This window comes from Gilliamella sp. M0320, from assembly GCF_016101635.1.
GTDB classification, from domain to species: domain Bacteria; phylum Pseudomonadota; class Gammaproteobacteria; order Enterobacterales; family Orbaceae; genus Gilliamella; species Gilliamella apis.
This window is the reverse complement of the sequence record NZ_JACFQD010000005.1, coordinates 180,771-200,308: the sequence shown is the minus strand read 5'-3', so window position 1 is coordinate 200,308 and position 19,538 is coordinate 180,771. Positions and strand designations below refer to the sequence as shown.

14 protein-coding genes and 1 tRNA gene are annotated in these 19,538 nt (G+C 35.5%); 13 read left to right on the top strand and 2 right to left on the bottom strand.

What is annotated here, in order from left to right; genetic code table 11:
• Nucleotides 1–2 precede the first annotated feature (2 nt).
• From H3T83_RS08075 to H3T83_RS08050, 6 genes are all read left to right on the top strand, one after another.
• Nucleotides 3–494 (top strand): YajQ family cyclic di-GMP-binding protein, encoded by a 492-nt coding sequence (locus H3T83_RS08075; protein WP_034903574.1) that lies wholly within the window; start codon nt 3–5, stop codon nt 492–494.
• 260 nt (nt 495–754) lie between these two features.
• A complete protein-coding gene (gene bglX / locus H3T83_RS08070; protein WP_110453662.1) occupies nt 755–3,031 on the top strand; it encodes a beta-glucosidase BglX in 2,277 nt (758 codons plus the stop codon).
• Nucleotides 3,032–3,084: 53 nt separating this feature from the next.
• Entirely contained in the window at nt 3,085–4,779 is a 1,695-nt protein-coding gene (locus H3T83_RS08065; protein WP_065650958.1) for a sensor histidine kinase, read from the top strand.
• On the top strand, nt 4,779–5,498 hold the full coding sequence (gene btsR, locus H3T83_RS08060; protein WP_065614083.1) for a two-component system response regulator BtsR: 720 nt from the start codon (nt 4,779–4,781) through the stop codon (nt 5,496–5,498). Before H3T83_RS08065 ends, btsR begins: the two co-directional genes overlap by 1 nt.
• Before the next feature lie 285 nt (nt 5,499–5,783).
• Nucleotides 5,784–7,931, top strand: coding sequence for a carbon starvation CstA family protein (locus H3T83_RS08055; protein WP_232351138.1), 2,148 nt, complete (start codon nt 5,784–5,786; stop codon nt 7,929–7,931).
• A 247-nt stretch (nt 7,932–8,178) separates the two neighbouring features.
• Nucleotides 8,179–9,858 carry a bifunctional UDP-sugar hydrolase/5'-nucleotidase gene (locus tag H3T83_RS08050; RefSeq protein ID WP_198215507.1) on the top strand — a complete coding sequence of 560 codons (1,680 nt, stop codon included), beginning with the start codon at nt 8,179–8,181 and terminating at the stop codon, nt 9,856–9,858.
• Between the two features lie 229 nt (nt 9,859–10,087).
• Here the strand turns inward: H3T83_RS08050 and H3T83_RS08045 are convergent, their stop codons facing one another.
• Nucleotides 10,088–10,552: an NfeD family protein gene (locus tag H3T83_RS08045; protein ID WP_198198573.1), complete on the bottom strand. Its 465-nt coding sequence runs from the start codon at nt 10,550–10,552 to the stop codon at nt 10,088–10,090.
• A 103-nt stretch (nt 10,553–10,655) separates the two neighbouring features.
• Nucleotides 10,656–11,564, bottom strand: coding sequence for an SPFH domain-containing protein (locus H3T83_RS08040; RefSeq protein ID WP_065578455.1), 909 nt, complete (start codon nt 11,562–11,564; stop codon nt 10,656–10,658).
• Nucleotides 11,565–11,967: 403 nt separating this feature from the next.
• On the opposite strand from H3T83_RS08040, the gene H3T83_RS08035 reads away from it, so the two are divergent.
• The 7 genes from H3T83_RS08035 (at nt 11,968) to rimP (ending at nt 19,525) form a co-directional block, all read left to right on the top strand.
• Nucleotides 11,968–13,530 (top strand): anthranilate synthase component 1, encoded by a 1,563-nt coding sequence (locus H3T83_RS08035; protein ID WP_065578454.1) that lies wholly within the window; start codon nt 11,968–11,970, stop codon nt 13,528–13,530.
• Nucleotides 13,530–15,161 (top strand): bifunctional anthranilate synthase glutamate amidotransferase component TrpG/anthranilate phosphoribosyltransferase TrpD, encoded by a 1,632-nt coding sequence (gene trpD, locus H3T83_RS08030; RefSeq protein WP_198215506.1) that lies wholly within the window; start codon nt 13,530–13,532, stop codon nt 15,159–15,161. Before H3T83_RS08035 ends, trpD begins: the two co-directional genes overlap by 1 nt.
• A 15-nt stretch (nt 15,162–15,176) precedes the next feature.
• Nucleotides 15,177–16,559 (top strand): bifunctional indole-3-glycerol-phosphate synthase TrpC/phosphoribosylanthranilate isomerase TrpF, encoded by a 1,383-nt coding sequence (trpCF, locus tag H3T83_RS08025; RefSeq protein WP_232351137.1) that lies wholly within the window; start codon nt 15,177–15,179, stop codon nt 16,557–16,559.
• A 23-nt stretch (nt 16,560–16,582) separates the two neighbouring features.
• Nucleotides 16,583–17,776, top strand: a complete 1,194-nt coding sequence (gene trpB, locus H3T83_RS08020) for a tryptophan synthase subunit beta (protein WP_110453657.1) — start codon at nt 16,583–16,585, stop codon at nt 17,774–17,776.
• Nucleotides 17,773–18,579, top strand: a complete 807-nt coding sequence (trpA, locus tag H3T83_RS08015) for a tryptophan synthase subunit alpha (RefSeq protein ID WP_086356791.1) — start codon at nt 17,773–17,775, stop codon at nt 18,577–18,579. The genes trpB and trpA overlap by 4 nt, the downstream gene beginning before the upstream one ends.
• A 217-nt stretch (nt 18,580–18,796) precedes the next feature.
• Nucleotides 18,797–18,873 (top strand) — tRNA-Met (locus tag H3T83_RS08010).
• A 190-nt stretch (nt 18,874–19,063) separates the two neighbouring features.
• Nucleotides 19,064–19,525, top strand: coding sequence for a ribosome maturation factor RimP (gene rimP / locus H3T83_RS08005; protein ID WP_065578449.1), 462 nt, complete (start codon nt 19,064–19,066; stop codon nt 19,523–19,525).
• Nucleotides 19,526–19,538 lie beyond the last annotated feature (13 nt).

Genomic DNA, 19,538 nt, shown 5'->3' with positions numbered 1-19,538 from the left:
TTATGCCTTCTTTTGATATTGTGTCAGAAATTCAAATGCCAGAAGTCAAAAATGGGGTCGACAATGCGACTCGCGAATTGGCAACACGTTGGGATTTCAAAAATGTCGAAGCATCATTTGAGCTTAATGAGAAAAATGAAACTATCAAAGCGACGAGCCAATCAGATTTCCAAGTACAACAGTTACTGGATATTTTACGTGATAAGTTAGCTAAGCGTGGTATTGATGGTGGCGCGCTAGAAATTCCAGAAGAGATGGAACATAGCGGTAAGTTTTATAGTATTACAGTTAAGCTTAAACAAGGTATCGATAAAGAATTAGCTAAAAAAATAGTTAAATTAATCAAAGATAGTAAAATTAAAGTACAAGCGCAAGTACAAGGTGACCAAGTTCGCGTTACTGGAAAATCACGTGATGATTTACAAGCAACTATGGCACTAGTTAAAAATGGTGAGTTAGGTCAACCATTTCAATTTACTAATTTCCGCGACTAATCAATCATTCCAATCTTTATTATTGCCGACATTATTTTTGACAACATTTGGATAAAATTTTTCGGCAATATGTTTTTGCTTATCCACAGAATCAACTTTTAAAAATATTGAGGAAAGCACTTTTTTGCATCTAAATTTTTAATAATATGTGCTTTTATTTTTATTTTTGGTGAGGCATTATTTCAAATAACGAGATTTTTTTAACTAAATACGTTATTCTATCACCTTGTCTATCCTCTTATATTATAACAATACTTATTATGCTGAAAAAATTAGTTTTCTTTTTTGTTTTTTTTATTTTTTCATGTCCTTTATTTGCACAAAATCCCAATGATGAAGATAAGAAAGTATTTATTGATAACTTATTATCAAAAATGACTATTAAAGAAAAAGTGGGACAATTGCGATTAATCAGTGTCGGCGGTGATCTAACCTTAGACAAAGTACTTGATCAAATCGAAGCGGGTGAAATCGGTGGCATTTTTAATACTGTTGTGGAACCCGATCTATCCAGAATGCAGGAAAGAGCTTTAAAATCGCCAAACAAAATTCCAGTCTATTTTGGTTTTGATATTGTCCATGGCCATCGTACAGTATTTCCAATTAATTTAGGTTTAGCAGCAACTTGGGATCGTAATGCCTTCGCTAAAGTGGCTGAGGTATCAGCTGATGAAGCAACGTCTGATGGACTTAACGTTACTTGGGCGCCAATGGTGGATATTACCCGTGATCCTAGATGGGGACGAGTTTCGGAAGGATTTGGAGAAGACCCTTATTTAGCTTCAGAAGCTGGGCGAATTTTTGTTGAAAAAATGCAAAAACAATCCTTAGCTGATAAAAAATCATTAGTCACAACAGTTAAACATTTCGCACTTTATGGGGCGGTTGAAGCTGGGCGTGAATATAACAGCACCGATATGAGTGAACGCAAAATGTTCCAAGAATATCTTGTGCCTTATAAAGCGGCTATTGATGCCGGCAGCCGAGCGGTTATGGTTGCTCTTGTTAGTGTAAATGGTATTCCTGCTACAGCTAATCATTGGTTATTAACTGATGTATTACGTAATCAGTGGCATTTTGATGGAGTGGTTGTTAGTGACCATGGCGCTATTCGTGAATTAATTAATCACGGCGTTGCAACTGATGCAAAAGATGCGGTACGTATTGCCATCAAAGCGGGTATTGATGTGAGTATGAATGATGAATACTTTTTACAGTTTTTACCTGAATTGGTTGATGAAGGTGCTATCTCAGAAGATCTGATTAATCAAGCTTGTCGCCATGTGTTAGAGCTTAAATATGATATGGGGTTGTTTAAAAATCCGCATCGAAATTTAGATCCTAATTTTGATATTGAGACTATGTTTGCTAACGATCGCCTACATCGTACTGAAGCCAGAGATGTAGCTCGTCGTAGTATTGTATTGTTAAAAAATGAAAATAATTTATTACCGTTAGACAAAAATAAAAAAATAGCTGTCATAGGACCATTGGCTGATTCAAAACGAGATATTTTAGGTAGCTGGTCAGGTGCTGGGCGTGCTAATTTAGCGGTAACACCGTTAGAAGGCATTAAAAATGCCATCGCAAATCCCAAGTTAGTGAGTTACGCATGGGGTGCGAATCTTTCGGATGATCCTAACCTTGATAAATTTTTAAATTTATATGGTGAGAGCAGCAAATTTGATAAACGACCAGCTAATAAGATGATAGCCGAAGCTGTTGCTCAAGCTAAAAAATCAGATGTTGTTGTAGTTTTTGTTGGCGAAGCACAAGGCATGGCACATGAATCATCAAGCCGAACCGATCTTAATCTTCAAGCTAGTCAAAAACGATTAATTAAAGCATTAAAAGCTACTGGTAAACCACTGATCATTGCTTTAATGAATGGCCGTCCACTTACTGTGAAAGAAGAATATCAGCAAGCTGATGCTATGCTTGAAACGTGGTTTTTAGGTACTGAAGGGGGGAATGCTGTGGCTGATGTGCTGTTTGGAGACTATAATCCATCAGCTAAATTACCGATGTCTTTCCCTGATAATGTTGGCCAAATTCCTGTTTATTATAGCCATTTAAAAACAGGTCGACCACATGGTACGGTTAATATGGGTAAATACACAACATCTTATTTTGATAGCCCTAATGAGCCTTTATTTCCATTTGGTTTTGGCTTAAGTTATACTGATTTTACTATTGATTTTTCATTATCAAAAACTGAAATGTCACCAAATGGAGAAATTGAAGTTATTGCTAATGTGGAAAATACTGGTGAAAGAGAAGGTTCACAAGTGGTGCAGTTCTATTTGCAAGATGTGACAGCATCAGTAAGCCGACCGGTAAAAGAATTAATTGGTTTTGAATCTATAACTCTTAAACCGCACGAAAAAGGTCAAGTGAAATTTGTTATCAAATATGACATGTTGAAATTCTGGAATGATAAAATGCAATATGTTGCAGAACCCGGTAAATTTAATGTGTTTGTAGGCGCTGATTCTACAACTAAAGATAAGCAAACATTTACTTTACTTGATAATTAAAGTTAGCATTCTCCGTCGACTTCGGTCGGCGGTTTTGTGCCGTGGTTATTGTTATGTTTGAGTTTGATCTTGTACTACAGCTTTTACAACAGATGTGCGTATATTTGGTTATAGCTTATTTGTTGAGTAAAACCCCGATTGTCATTCCTTTAATGCAAGTCACTATCCATTTACCTCATAAATTAGTCTGTTATTTTATTTTTTCATTATTTTGCATTATGGGTAGCTATTTTGGTTTACATATTGAAGATACTATTGCCAATACTCGTGCTATTGGAGCTATTTTAGGCGGGTTGCTTGGTGGTCCGGTAGTAGGGCTTTTAGTTGGTTTAACTGGCGGTATTCATCGTTATACATTAGGTGGTATTACGGCTGAAAGTTGTATGTTATCGACTATCTTGACTGGTTTAATTAGTGGATTACTTCATTATACTTTAATGAAAAAAGGCCGAATTGATTTAGTTTATAATCCCTTTTTAGTTGGGGTATTAGGTGTTCTGGTTGAATCATTAGAAATGATTCAAGTACTATTAATATCGAGACCTTTTGATGTTGTTTTACATGCAGTGCGAAGCATTGCTGCACCAATGATTGTCGCCAATAGTATTGGAGCTGCAATGTTTATGCGAATTTTACTAGATAGACGGGCGATTTTCGAACGCTATACATCGGCTTTTTCGGCCAAAGCTCTTAAAATCGCAGTGAGTACTGAAGGTCTATTGCGTGAAGGTTTCAATCAAGAAAATAGTACCAAAGTCGCAGAGATTATTTATCAAGAATTAGATATCGGTGCTGTATCAATAACCGATCGGGAAAAAATTCTTGCTTTTATTGGAGTTGGTGACGATCATCACTTACCAGGTACGAAAATTACTTCAAATGTTACTTTAGAAGCGATTGAGCAAAATGATATTAAATATCTTGACGGTACACATCAACCTTATCAATGTTCAATCAATAAAAATTGTCGTTTAGGGGCAACTCTGGTTATTCCTCTTCGTGGTGAAAATAATAATGTAGTTGGCACCATTAAACTTTATGAAGCTAAAAATACATTATTTAGCTCAATAAATAGAACTTTAGGTGAAGGTATTGCTAGCTTATTATCTGCGCAAATATTGGCCGGGCAAAATGAGTACTACAAACAGTTATTGTCTAAAACTGAGATTAAACTATTACATGCCCAAGTAAATCCTCACTTCTTATTTAATGCCTTAAATACTTTACTGGCTATTATTAGGCGTGATAAAGAACAAGCATCGCAACTAGTGCAAAACTTATCAACTTTTTTCCGTAAAAACTTAAAACGTACTGATGAAATAGTAACGTTAAAAGATGAAATAGAGCATGTAAATGCTTACCTACAGATCGAAAAAATGCGGTTTATGGAGCAGTTAAGTATAAATTTTGATATTCCTGAACAACTCGAATATGCGCAATTACCAGCATTTTCATTACAACCAATTGTTGAAAATGCTATTAAACATGGTACTTCACAATTAATTAGTCAAGGAGAAGTAACGATTAGAGCCTATGCAAATGACCAGACTTTAATTTTAGAGGTTATTGATAATGCAGGTAATTATCGAGAAAATAAAAAAGATAATAAAGGACTTGGTCTTAATTTAGTGGATAAACGAATTAAGATCCGCTATGGTGAAAACTATGGTATAAAGATAATCTGTAAACCAGACGAATACACAAATGTAATGTTATCTTTGCCTTTGCTAGAGGATGTCGTAGTTTAATGTTAAATGTGATTATTGTTGATGATGAATTACTTGCTCGCGAAAATTTACGTTGTTTGCTAGAAAACGATAGCCAAATTAATATTGTCGCAGAATGTAATAATGCCATGGATGCTATACGTGAAATTCATCGATTAGCACCTGATGTCGTTTTTCTTGATATTCAAATGCCAAAGATAAATGGTCTTGAAATGTTATCAATGCTTGATCCACAAACTATGCCTCATATTGTTTTTTTAACTGCTTATAGCGAGTTTGCTGTAAAAGCTTTTGAAGAACAAGCTTTTGATTATCTATTAAAACCTATTGAACAAGATAGGCTAAATAAAACATTAAGCCGTTTGCATAAAAAATGTCCTGTAGCTGATATAAATCAATTATCAGGTATTGATCAACAGTTAAAATATATACCTTGTATTGGCCATAATCGAATCTATTTGCTATCTAATGATGATGTTTTTTATATTTCATCTAAAGTTAGTGGTATTTATGTGTTTAATCAAAACAATAATGAATATTTCACTGAGCTTACGCTAAAAACCTTAGAAGATAAAACTTCACTAATTCGTTGTCATCGACAATATTTAGTCAATTTAAAAAAGTTAAAAGAGATTCGCTTTAATGAAGCAGGTAGTGTTGATATTATTTTAAATAATGATGTTGCTGTGCCGGTGAGTCGTCGATATTTAAAATCGCTTAAAGAGATATTAGGACTATAATCATTTATTCTGGTTTATTTCATCGATAGAGATACCGTTTACCAACCATTTTTAACCACTCATATAGTCGTTTTAACCTGTAACTAAATTTCCTATACCATTCAATTCACTAAAAAATTACTATACCCTTGAGCATAAAGTAAGCTTTATCTCATGATTCAATACAACCAAATTCAAAAACAATTTGAAGTTAATATCAATAAATTTTATCTACCTTTTTAACTAGATAATTAAGTTAAAAATTGAATAGATGATATTAATCTTAAAGCGATAAAGAGAATTATTATGAATAATAGAATACTAAAGCATATACCCTGGGTTATTCTTGCTATCGTTGGTGCCTGCTGTTTAGCCGTCATCGCACTACGTCGAGGGGAACATATTAGTGCATTGTGGATTGTTGCTGCTGCAGTGTCTGTTTATCTCGTTGCTTATCGATATTATAGTTTGTATATCGCCAATAAAGTAATGCAGTTAGATCCAACACGGGCAACGCCAGCTGTGATTAACAATGATGGTTTAAATTTTGTGCCAACCAATAAATATGTCTTATTTGGACACCATTTTGCGGCAATAGCCGGTGCTGGACCGCTTGTAGGCCCTGTACTTGCAGCACAAGTAGGTTATTTACCGGGTACTCTATGGTTATTGGCTGGTGTGGTATTTGCTGGCGCAGTACAAGACTTTATGGTGCTATTTTTATCATCACGCCGTAATGGTTCATCTTTAGGTGAAATGATAAAAGAAGAGATGGGACCAATTCCTGGAACAATAGCCTTATTTGGTTGTTTCTTAATCATGCTAATTATTTTAGCCGTATTAGCATTGATTGTTGTTAAAGCATTAGCTGAAAGCCCGTGGGGCGTATTTACTGTTTGTTCTACAGTGCCAATCGCATTATTTATGGGTATTTATATGCGATACCTCAGACCAGGCCGTGTTTTAGAAGTTTCAATAATTGGTATTGTATTACTAATTTTGTCTATCTGGTTTGGTGGTGTTATTGCTCATGACCCATATTGGGGGCCAGCATTAACTTTCAAAGCAACCACGATTACTTTTACTTTAGTTGGTTATGCATTAGTTTCTGCGATGTTGCCTGTATGGTTAATTTTAGCTCCGCGTGATTATCTCGCCACTTTCTTAAAAATTGGTGTAATCGTTGGTTTAGCTATTGGTATTGTTATTTTAAATCCTGATTTAAAAATGCCAGATGTAACTAAATATGTTGATGGCACAGGTCCTGTTTGGAAAGGTTCTTTATTCCCATTCTTATTTATTACTATTGCTTGTGGTGCTGTTTCTGGTTTCCATGCCTTAATTTCATCCGGTACAACACCAAAATTACTTGCTAATGAAACGGATGCACGTTTTATCGGTTACGGTGCTATGTTAATGGAATCTTTCGTGGCTATTATGGCTTTAGTGGCTGCATCAATTATTGAGCCAGGTTTATATTTTGCTATGAATACTCCACCAGCTGCGCTAGGAATAACTATGCCTGATTTACATAAATTAGGTACTGGCGATGCGGCGATGATAATGTCTCAACTACAAGATGTGACAGCACACGCTGCGGCTACAGTTAGTTCATGGGGATTTGTGATTTCACCTGAGCAAATTTTACAAACAGCCAAAGATATTGGCGAACCATCAGTATTAAATCGTGCCGGTGGTGCACCAACTTTAGCCGTAGGTATTGCGCATGTGTTCCATCAAATTCTTCCAGGCGCAAATATGGGCTTCTGGTATCACTTCGGTATCTTATTTGAAGCACTATTTATTCTAACAGCGCTTGATGCAGGAACTCGTTCTGGACGTTTCATGTTACAAGACTTATTAGGTAACTTTGTACCATTCTTGAAAAAAACCGATTCACTTATTGCGGGCTTTATTGGTACTTTAGGATGTGTTGGTTTATGGGGATATCTACTTTACCAAGGTGTGGTTGATCCATTAGGCGGTGTTAAGAGCTTATGGCCATTATTTGGTATTTCAAACCAAATGTTAGCAGCCGTAGCATTAGTATTAGCTACAGTTGTATTAATTAAAATGAAACGAGCTCAATTTGTTTGGGTGACTATTATTCCTGCCGTTTGGTTATTGATTTGTACTACTTGGGCATTGGGACTTAAACTATTTAGTAATGATCCTAATTTAGAAGGATTCTTCTATTTAGCAAATGAGTATAATCGTCGTATTGCAGAAGGCAGCGAATTAACTGCACAACAAATTGATAATATGCATCATATTGTCATTAATAACTACACTAACGCAGGTTTAAGTATCTTGTTCTTAGTGGTTGTGTATAGCATTATCTTCTTTGGTATTAAAACTGCACTTAAAGTGCGTAATAATAAACAAAGAACTGATAAAGAAACCGCTTATGTGCCTATTCCTGAAGGTGGTGTTAAAACTACGATGTCACATTAATTAACAGTAAACAGAATGTTAAATTAAAGTAACATTCTGTCTATTTATGGAAATAACTTTCATACTCCTTATTTTGCCTAACAATAGTCACTATCGTTAGGCATTTTTTATCACTGATTAAGCATCTTGTTTTTTATAAAAACGCTTTAATTGAAAAAATAATAATTTAGAATAATAGACTGTTTTTATAAAAACGATTTAAATTAATTAGGATGTTAATTTTACATAATAGTGATAGGAGATAAGGATGTTGGTAAGCAAAAAAAGTGCTTTGTTAAGCGGTTTATTCATATTAGGTTGTGTATTTCAGGTTAATGCAAAAGAAGTTGGTGTTTCTATTTTAGCAACGTCAGATGTGCATGGGCGAATGTTGCCATGGGATTATGGTACTGACAAAGCAGACTCTTCAGGCTCTTATGCGCAGATATCTTCGTTTTTAAAGGAGTACCGTTCACTACATGAAAATGTCATAGTGGTTGATGCTGGTGATATTATTCAAGATAATCAAATTGAACGATTTTATAATGTGCAAAATCATCCGGCTATTGCGGCATTAAATGCCATGCATTATGACATTATGGTACTTGGCAATCATGAATTTAATTTTGGTATGCCGATAGTCGATAAAGTAATTTCTGAATTTAAAGGCCAATCTTTAGCAGCTAATATTTATTATAAAGATTCCGTTAAACCTTATTTACCCGCCACAACCATTATTGAGAAAGAAGGTATTAAGATTGGCTTTATTGGTGCAACTACGCCTTTTGTTCCAGAATATGAGAATAAAACTGGTTATGTAAATCAAATGGAATTTACTATGCCAATACCGGAAATAAAAAAACAAATTGCTAATCTCAAACAACAATCAGTTGATGCTATTGTTTTAGTTACCCATATGGGATTAGATAATGAAAACAATAAACCTGGTACAGGTGTTGCCGATGTTGCTAATCAGTTACCCGAGCTTGACGTAATTATTGCCGGACATAATCATCAAAATATTAGTGAAAAAGTCATTAATAATGTTGTTATTACTGAACCCCATCGCTATGGTACAGTAGTATCGGTGGTTGATCTTAAATTTGATATTGATGGCAATAAAAAAACGTTAAAAGCGAAAAAATCGCAAACATTACCGGTAAAAACTTATCCAGCTGATCCTGAAATCGAAAAAATTTATTCGCCTTATCATCAACAATTAAGAGAGATTTCTAATCAAGTTATTGGTGAAACAGATCAAGATCTTGTACCACAAGAGATAATACATGGTATACCAGCGGTTTACTTGCAAGAAAGTGGTTTAACTAATTTACTTAATTCTGTACAACTGTATTACAGTGGCGCCGATGTGACTGCTGTTTTAGTCGATAATAAAAAAGCGATATTAAATAAAGGGCCAATCGCTCGCAAAGATATTGCTAACAATTATCAATATACTGCTGGTGAAACCTCTATTTTTGAAGTTACCGGAAAGGATCTTAAAGATTATATGGAATGGTCAGCGGCATATTTTGCTCAAGTACAACCAACGGATAAAAATTATCAATATGATTCAGTGCGAGGCGCATCTAAATATATGACTTATGATATGTTTGGTGGCGTTAAATATATTATTGATTTAAGTGAACCAGTAGGGCATCGAATTAAAAATCTAACACTTTTAAATGGTAAAGTTATTACTGATGATATGAAACTCAAACTAGGTATGAATGCTTATCGTTATGAAATGTTGGTGAAAAAAGGTGGTCCATTAGAAGGGCGCCGAGTCGAGCCAATTTGGAATTCTCGTACCGCTTTAGGTGATGAAGAAGGCACCATTCGTAATATGACCATTAAATATATTACTGATGTGAAGAAAGGTAAGATTACCGATGAATCAAATCACAATTGGCAAGTTATTGGTATTGATCCTAAACAATCGAATTAGTGTTAGCATTCTTATTGGCTTATGTTTACACTAGTTTTTAGTAAAATGATAATTACTGTTATAAGCTCTTTAAATTCTATATTGGAGCTGGATTAACGGTAATTATCTTATTGTGATAATTACCAATATTTTTTACTGTAAAGGATATTTAGTAATCGATTTATCTAATTGATTATGTTTTATGATAAACAAAAAAATACGAGCCATTGACTCGTATTTAATTATTGATTTATTTATTGAGTGCCTTTACTTTCAGTATTATGCCCTCAACTGCAACAACTTCAACTGGATGACCTACTTCTAGATCTTGATTACATTTCGCTGACCATGTGCCGTCTTTTATTTTTACTCGTCCAGAACCATTAGTAATGGCATCAGTAACGATTGTCCTAATACCAATTAGTTCTTGTTGTGGTTGATTGATTTCAACTTTATTAGATTTGTTGTTATCGCGTCTTTTTAACCATACCCACCAAAGATAAGCAGATATTAACGTAAAAATAGCAAACAAAATCCATAAAACAGACCAAGACAGCGGTAAAACCCAAGCAATTAAACCAACGATAATGGCAGCAATCCCACTCCAAAGTGCATATCCACCGGTTCCTAATAACTCAGCAATCAGCAAAATACCACCTAAAGCAATAAATATCCAGTGAGGAGAATTATAAATAACCATTAAAAAATCTGTCATTGGTTGTTACCTATTATTAATTGAATTATATTTCCTATCATATTCCTAACCAATTTATTATCAGTTAGGGAATATGATTTACTTAAATTTAATTTAGTACAGCCTATTTAGTATTTTTGATTAATTCAGCAATACCACCAATGCTACCCATTAAGCTAGATGCATCAAGTGGCATCATTACCACTTTGCTGTTATCTGAAGCTCCAATTTGTTGTAACGCTTCAGTATATTTTTGCGCAACAAAGTAGTTGATGGCATTAATATTACCAGCTGCAATAGCGTCCGAAACCATTTGTGTTGCTTTAGCTTCCGCTTCGGCTGCACGTTCGCGTGCTTCAGCTTGTAAAAATGCTGCTTGTTTTTCACCTTCAGCTTTTAAAATTTCTGACTGTTTTTCACCTTCAGATCGTAAAATAGCCGCTTGACGAACACCTTCTGCTTCAAGAATTTCTGCACGTTTATTACGTTCAGCTTTCATCTGCGCATTCATGGCTGCAATTAGTTCTGCCGGTGGACGAACATCACGAATTTCAATACGGGTAATTTTTATTCCCCATGGGCTAGTTGCATCATCGACAATACTAAGTAGTTTTGAGTTAATATGGTCACGTTGTGATAACATCTCATCAAGCTCCATACTACCAAGTACAGTACGGATATTCGTCATCATTAAATTAATCACTGCACGTTCAAGTTGATTAACTTGATAAGCGGCTCTTGCTGCTTCTTGTACTTGAATAAAGCAAACAGCGTCAATTTGCACATTTGCATTATCTTTAGAAATAACTTCTTGTGATGGAATATCAAGCACTTGTTCCATCATATTAATTTTACGGCCTACACCATCCATAAAAGGAATAATAATATTTAAACCCGGTTCTAAGGTATGAGTATATTTACCGAAACGCTCGATAGTATATTGGTATCCTTGTGGAACAATAGTGATAGCTTTAAAAACTGTTACAACTGCAAGTAAAACGATTACTGCAATAAGAATAAAAAAGATTGGCATAGATCAAAATCTCTAATTTTTATTAATAATTTATCGGAGTTGCTCATTTTAAAGACTAAAATCTTGTTTGGCTAGTTTTAATTCGTTTATTAAAAAATAGAAAACTGTTTACTGTGTAAAGACCTTCTGATTGGTACAGGTAGACTTAATTTAAATGTACACAAAATATTCACTTGACAACACACCAATGAACTAGTTTAATAGTACAAAATCTTTTTTAGCAGATACAATAATGATAAATCAGCAATCCATATTAACTCATTGTCAACAAACTACCGTTTTGGGTTGGTGGCGCATCACTTTTTGCGGGTGATGTGATGATGTCCTATTTTCATAATACCCGCTCAGTGCGGGTTTTTTAGTTTTGCAAAGATAAAAATAATTTTATAAAAGAGAGTCAACAATGAATAAGCCTACATTAACACAGATAATTAAAACCATTGGTTATTATCAGGATCCGACTCAGGTATTTTATCAACTTTGTGATAACAAACCGGCAACATTGTTACTGGAATCAGCTGAAATTGATAATAAGCAAGGTATCAAAAGTGTAATGATAGTTGATAGCGCTTTGACTATTTCTGCACTCAATAACCAAGTCACTTTTCAAGCTTTAACCAGTAACGGACAAAAATTATTACCTTTATTACTACAAGCTTTTCCTGATAACGTCGCTAAAACACAATTAGATGAACATAATCTTCAGCTAGTTTTTCCGGCTATTGATAATTTGCAAGATGAAGATTCTCGCTTAAAGTCATTATCAATTTTTGATGCACTAAGAACATTATTAAACATCGTTAATATCCCACAACAAGCGAGTTCTGATGCAGTGTTTGTCGGTGGTTTATTTGCTTATGATCTTGTTGCTGGCTTTGAAGATTTACCTCTGCTACCAACCGAACAACGTTGCCAAGACTTTCGCTTTTATTTAGCTGAAACATTACTTGAAATTAATCATAAAGACCGTGTTTCATTGTTAAAAGCAACGGCATTTACTTCTTGTCCTGATGAGACAAAACGCTTGAATCAACGCTTAACTGAGTTGCAAAGTAAACTTAATCAACCGATGAAAGCGATTAAGACTCAATCTTTAGCAGAAATAAATGTTTCATGTAATAAGAGTGATGATGATTTCAATACCATAGTTAAAAAAATGCAGGATGCTATCCAACAAGGTGAAATTTTCCAAGCCGTTCCTTCAAGACGTTTTTCATTACCATGCCCTGAACCATTATCTGCTTACCAAGTGTTAAAAAATACCAATCCAAGTCCATATATGTTTTATATGCAAGATAGCGATTTTGTTCTGTTTGGTGCATCACCAGAAAGTGCCCTTAAATATAACAAGACCAATAATCAAGTTGAAATTTACCCTATTGCCGGTACTCGACCTCGTGGTTTATCCGCAAGTGGTGAGATTGATTATGATTTGGATAGCCGACTAGAACTTGAAATGCGCACTGATAAAAAAGAGTTGGCTGAACACTTAATGCTGGTTGATTTAGCCCGTAATGATTTAGCTCGTATTTGCCAGCCGGGAAGCCGATATACCAAAGAGTTATTAAAAGTGGATCGTTATTCCTATGTTATGCATTTGGTTTCGCGAATTGTTGGTCAGCTAAGGCAAGATCTTGATGCGTTGCATGCTTATCAAGCCACCATGAATATGGGGACATTAACTGGCGCACCAAAAGTTAGAGCAATGCAGTTGATTGCTGAATCGGAAAAGATAAAACGAGGGAGTTATGGTGGGGCTGTTGGGTATTTTACTGCTAATGGTGATCTTGATACCTGTATTGTTATCCGTAGTGCTTATGTTGAAGATGGCATTGCCACGGTGCAAGCAGGTGGTGGGGTGGTTTTAGACTCAGAACCACAATCAGAATCGGACGAATCACGTAACAAAGCTCGTGCTGTTGTTCGCGCGATTATGGCAGCGCATAATGTAGAAGGTGTATTCTAATGGCTAATATCTTATTTATTGATAATGTTGATTCGTTTACTTATAACTTGGTTGATCAGTTACGTCATAATCAACATAACGTGACAATTTATCGCAACACTATTCCGGCGGATGTGATTATCGAAAAATTATCACAAATGCAAAATCCTATCTTAATGTTATCGCCAGGTCCAGGTACGCCAAGTGAAGCAGGTTCAATGCCTGAATTACTAAAACGTTTAAAAGGGAAATTACCGATTATTGGTATCTGCTTAGGCCATCAAGCGATTGTCGAATCTTATGGTGGTATGATTGTACCAGCTGGTGATATTTTGCATGGTAAAGCCTCATTAATTGAACATGATGGTCAAGCTATGTTTAAAGGCTTACCAAATCCATTACCGGTGGCTCGTTATCACTCTTTAAAAGGTGAAAATATACCGAAAACATTAACGATTAATGCCATGTGTAATAACATTGTTATGGCAGTACGTAATGATGAGGATCGGGTTTGTGGTTTTCAATTTCATCCTGAATCGATTTTAACCATTCAAGGGGTAAAATTATTAGAGCAAACCATTGAATGGGCACTTAATCCAGTCCAAAAACAACCACAGGCAAGACAAGAGGCAATTGTCGATAAGCAAGAATACAATATTCAACCGATTTTAAATAAATTGTACTTAGGACAAGTATTGTCACAAGAAGAAAGTAAAATACTATTTAGCTTAATTATTCAAGGTAAGATTGAACCAACAGTTTTGGCAACTGCGATTATAAGTATGAAAGTACGAGGTGAAAAACCGGATGAAATTGCTGGTGCTGCGCAAGCCTTACTTGAAAATGCTGATGCTTTTGAAGCTCCTGATTATGATTTTACCGATATTGTTGGTACCGGTGGTGATGGCACTAATAGTATTAATATATCAACAGCTAGTGCTTTTGTTACTGCAGCCTTAGGGTATAAAGTTGCTAAACATGGTAATCGAGGGGTATCAAGTAAATCAGGATCTTCCGATGTACTATCTGCTTTAGGTATCAAATTAAACATGTCAGCGGAAGCCTCACGTAAAGCGCTTGATGAATTAGGAGTATGTTTCTTATTTGCTCAACAATATCATTCAGGCTTTCGTCATGCTGCTCCAGTGCGTCAGCAATTAAAAACACGGACAATTTTTAACGTTCTTGGGCCGTTGATTAATCCATCTCGACCAAAACGTATTTTACTCGGTGTTTATCATCCTGATTTGATAAAACCGATTGCAGAAACATTAAAAATGTTGAACTATACCCATGCTTATGTGGTACACGGTGCAGGTATGGATGAAGTGGCTATTCATGGCGAAACCCAAGTTGCTGAAGTAAAAAACGGCGAAATTCGCTATTTCACCCTGACACCACAAGATTTTGGTTTACAACAATATACTTTAAAAGATATTGAAGGTGGTACACCGGAAATGAATCGTGATTTGTTGTTAGCTATTTTACAAGGACATGGTAAACCAGCTCATGAAGCGGCTATCGCGGCTAATGTAGCAATGTTAATTAGCTTATTTGGTGAACCAGACTTAAAACAAAATGCTCAACGTGCAATTGAATTGATGCATAGTGGCAAGGCTTATGAGCTATTACAAAAGTTAGCAGCAAGATAATAAGTGGAGAATAACATGGCAATTGCAGCATTAACCGAAAATGTTGAAATGGCAACAGTATTAAAAAAAATCATTGAAGATAAACAACTATGGCTGGCTGAACAACAAGCTAAAAATCCACTGGCTAACTTTAAAAGCAAAGTTGTACCGAGTGATCGTGATTTTTATCAAGCATTAACACAACCGAAAACGGTATTTATCTTAGAATGTAAAAAAGCGTCACCATCTAAAGGCTTAATTCGTGATGATTTTGATCCGGCAACTATTGCTAAAGTTTATAAAGATTATGCTTCAGCGATTTCAGTTTTAACTGATGAAAAATATTTTCAAGGTAGCTTTGAATTTTTGCCTATGGTACGTAATGAAGTCACACAACCAGTACTTTGCAAAGATTTTATTATCGATGAATATCAAATTTACTTAGCGCGATATTATCAAGCGGATGCTATCTTATTAATGTTATCAGTGGTAAATGATGATGAGTATCGCCATCTTAGCCAAATTGCTCATCAACTTAATATGGGAATTTTGACTGAAGCCAGTACGGAACAAGAAGTTGAGCGAGCCATTAATCTTGGCGCCAAAGTTATTGGTATTAATAATCGTAATCTTCGTGATCTGTCAGTAGATTTAAATCGAGTAAAAACATTATCTAAATCTATCCCTGATGATCGAATTATTATCAGTGAATCGGGTATTTACACTCATAATCAAGTTAAAGATCTTAGCCATTATGCTAACGGTTTTTTAATTGGTAGCGCGTTAATGTCTGAGTCAAATTTAAACCTAGCTATTCGTAAAGTGATGTTAGGTGAAAATAAAGTCTGTGGTTTAACCAGAGCGCAGGACGCAATAACTGTCTATCAAGCTGGCGCGATTTGTGGCGGATTAATTTTTGTCTCTAATTCACCAAGATATATTACAGCAACTAAAGCACGAAGTGTTATAGCAGCAGCTCCGCTAAATTGGGTGGGTGTTTTTAAAAATAGCGATATAGACGAAGTTTGCCAGATAGCGCAACAATTATCACTTTTCGCAGTGCAATTACATGGTCATGAGGATGATAATTATATTCAAACACTTCGCCAAAAATTGCCAGTAGCCTGTCAAATTTGGAAAGCATTAAGTATTAGTGATAGTATTCCGAACCATGATAATCCATTAGTCTCTCGTTATATATTTGATAATGGCGCCGGTGGAACAGGTAAAAGTTTTAATTGGTCGCTGTTACGTGGCAAAGATTTAAGTAACGTCATTTTAGCTGGTGGTATTAATCCACAAAATGTAAGTGAAGCACTCGCTACTGATGTTGTTGGTGTTGACCTTAACTCGGGCGTTGAAGTTTCACCCGGAATTAAAGATAAACAAAAAATTACAGCAGTATTTGAACAAATTTAACTAATTATATTGAAGGAATGGTTATGTCTAAATTAAATCCTTATTTTGGCGAGTTTGGTGGTCAATATGTACCGCAAATATTAATGCCAGTACTAGAACAACTTGAGGATGCTTTTATATCGGCGATACACGATCCGAGTTTTCAAAAAGAATTTAATGACCTTTTGGTTAACTATGCAGGTCGCCCAACCGCATTAACATTGTGTAAAAATCTTACTGCAGGTACCAAAACAAAACTATATTTAAAACGAGAAGATTTAGTTCATGGTGGAGCCCATAAAACTAACCAAGTCCTAGGCCAAGCATTACTAGCTAAAAGAATGGGTAAAACCGAAATTATTGCCGAAACTGGTGCTGGTCAGCACGGTGTCGCTTCAGCATTAGCTTGCGCATTATTAGGTTTAAAATGCCGAATCTACATGGGTGCAAAAGATGTTCAACGCCAAGCTCCAAATGTATTTAGAATGCGATTAATGGGGGCTACCGTCATTCCAGTTGAAACGGGTTCCGCCACGTTAAAAGATGCTTGTAATGAAGCATTACGTGATTGGTCTGGTAGTTATGAAACCGCACACTATATGTTAGGTACAGCTGCTGGACCTCATCCATTTCCGACCATTGTGCGTGAATTTCAACAAATGATTAGTCGTGAAGCAAAACAACAAATTATGGAAAAAGAAGGGCGTTTGCCTGATGCAGTAATCGCCTGTGTTGGTGGTGGTTCAAACGCAATTGGTATGTTTGCTAATTTTATTGATGATAAATCAGTTAGATTAATTGGTGTAGAGCCAGGTGGGCATGGTATTGAAAGTGGTGAACATGGTGCATCGTTAAAACATGGTAAACTCGGTATCTACTTTGGTATGAAAACACCAATGATGCAAACGGATGAAGGGCAAATTGAAGAGTCTTATTCGATTTCTGCTGGTCTTGATTTTCCAGCGGTAGGTCCACAACATGCATATTTAGATAGTATTGGTCGAGCGGAATATGTCTCTGTTACTGATGATGAGGCGCTTGAAGCCTTCAAAGCATTATCTCGTAGTGAAGGCATTATTCCTGCATTAGAGTCATCACATGCATTAGCTTATGCACTGAAAATGATTAAAGAAAATCCAAACAAAGAACAACTATTAATTGTCAATCTATCTGGTCGTGGTGATAAAGATATCTTTACGGTTTATGATATATTAAAAGCAAAAGGAGAAATAGAATGAGTCGTTATCAAAAACTGTTTGACCGCTTAACAGTCGAAAAACGTGGTGCATTTGTTCCTTTTGTTCCGGTTGGTGACCCAAACCCACAACTTTCAAGTCAAATTATTCAAACCATGATTGATGCAGGGGCTGATGCGTTAGAATTAGGTATTCCTTTTTCTGATCCAATGGCGGATGGACCAACAATTCAAAATGCTAATATTCGTGCTTTTAATGGTGGTATAACCGTTGAAAAATGCTTCGAAATCTTAACTAACATTCGAACTAGTAACCCAGATATTCCTATCGGATTATTAATCTATGCCAATTTAGTTTTTAAAAATGGTATTGATAACTTTTATGCTAAATGCGCCAAAGCTGGTGTTGATTCTGTATTAGTTGCCGATTTACCGGTTGAATATGCACAAGAGTTTACTGGTGCTGCAGAAAAACATGGCATAGCTCCGATATTTATCTGTCCACCTAATGCTGATGATGAGGTGATAAAAAATATTGCTAAGCATGGTAAAGGTTATACTTATTTAGTCTCACGAGCTGGTGTAACTGGTACTGAAAATCGTGCAAATAAACCGTTAACTCATTTACTGGAAAAATTGACGGAGTTTAAAGCCCCCCCTGCGATTCAAGGATTTGGTATTTCAGAACCAACTCAAGTGAGTGAAGCAATTAAAGCTGGTGCTGCTGGCGCAATTGCAGGATCGGCAACGGTGAAAATTATTGAAAATAACCTTAATAATCCAGCGAAAATGTTGAGCGAACTAGCTAGTTTCGTTAAAACGATGAAAGCTGCAACGCAAAAATAATAATAGTAAAACTATCCGCTGATTATTCAGCGGAATTTATTACTTGAAAAAACAATAATTGTACTTATATTAACCTTAACTTTAGATTAATTGTAATTAGTTGCGACACAAAATCATAGCAATTTAGTTTTCAATAACTTTAAGGTCTTTTTGTTAATTATGCTATGATTTTCGGTTGCAATTTTTACAAAAGACAGTATAATCTTCAGCCATCTATCGCGGGGTGGAGCAGCTTGGTAGCTCGTCGGGCTCATAACCCGAAGGTCGTTGGTTCAAATCCAGCCCCCGCAACCACTTAAATTTTCATTCATATTAATCTATCCCATTTTTATTGTCTGAAAGTTCGAATCAAGTGGCTTCATTATATTAAATTTTAAATGTAGCCTCGCTTGTCGGGGTTTTTTTATATGTTATGATTTAAACGCAAGTTTAAAAGGAATGTTGGGCTTTATGCCCTTTTTTATTTTCTGCAGTGGAGGTTTGTTTGGCTAATTTAGAACAGCAATTGACCGATATCATTCAAGAACCAGTTAATGCACTTGGTTTTGAGCTAGTTGGTATTGAATATATTCGTGGTCGTTATCCCGTTTTACGCGTATATATTGATAGTGAAAATGGTATTACCGTTGATGATTGTGCTGATGTTAGTCGACAAATTAGTGCGGTACTTGATGTTGAAGACCCTATTACAGATGCCTACAATCTTGAAGTTTCATCTCCAGGTATGGATAGGCCTTTGTTTACGCTTGAACACTATCAACGTTTTGTTGGTGAAGAAGTCATCGTCAGTTTGCGTATTCCGGTTGCCAATCGTCGCAAGTGGAAAGGACAGATTAAATCCATTGAGAATGAAATGATTACGTTTAATGTAGATGGAAATGATGAAGTGTTTGCTTTTAGTAATATTCAAAAAGCAAACATTGTACCAAATTTTAACCTTAAATAGAGTACAGGTGTAA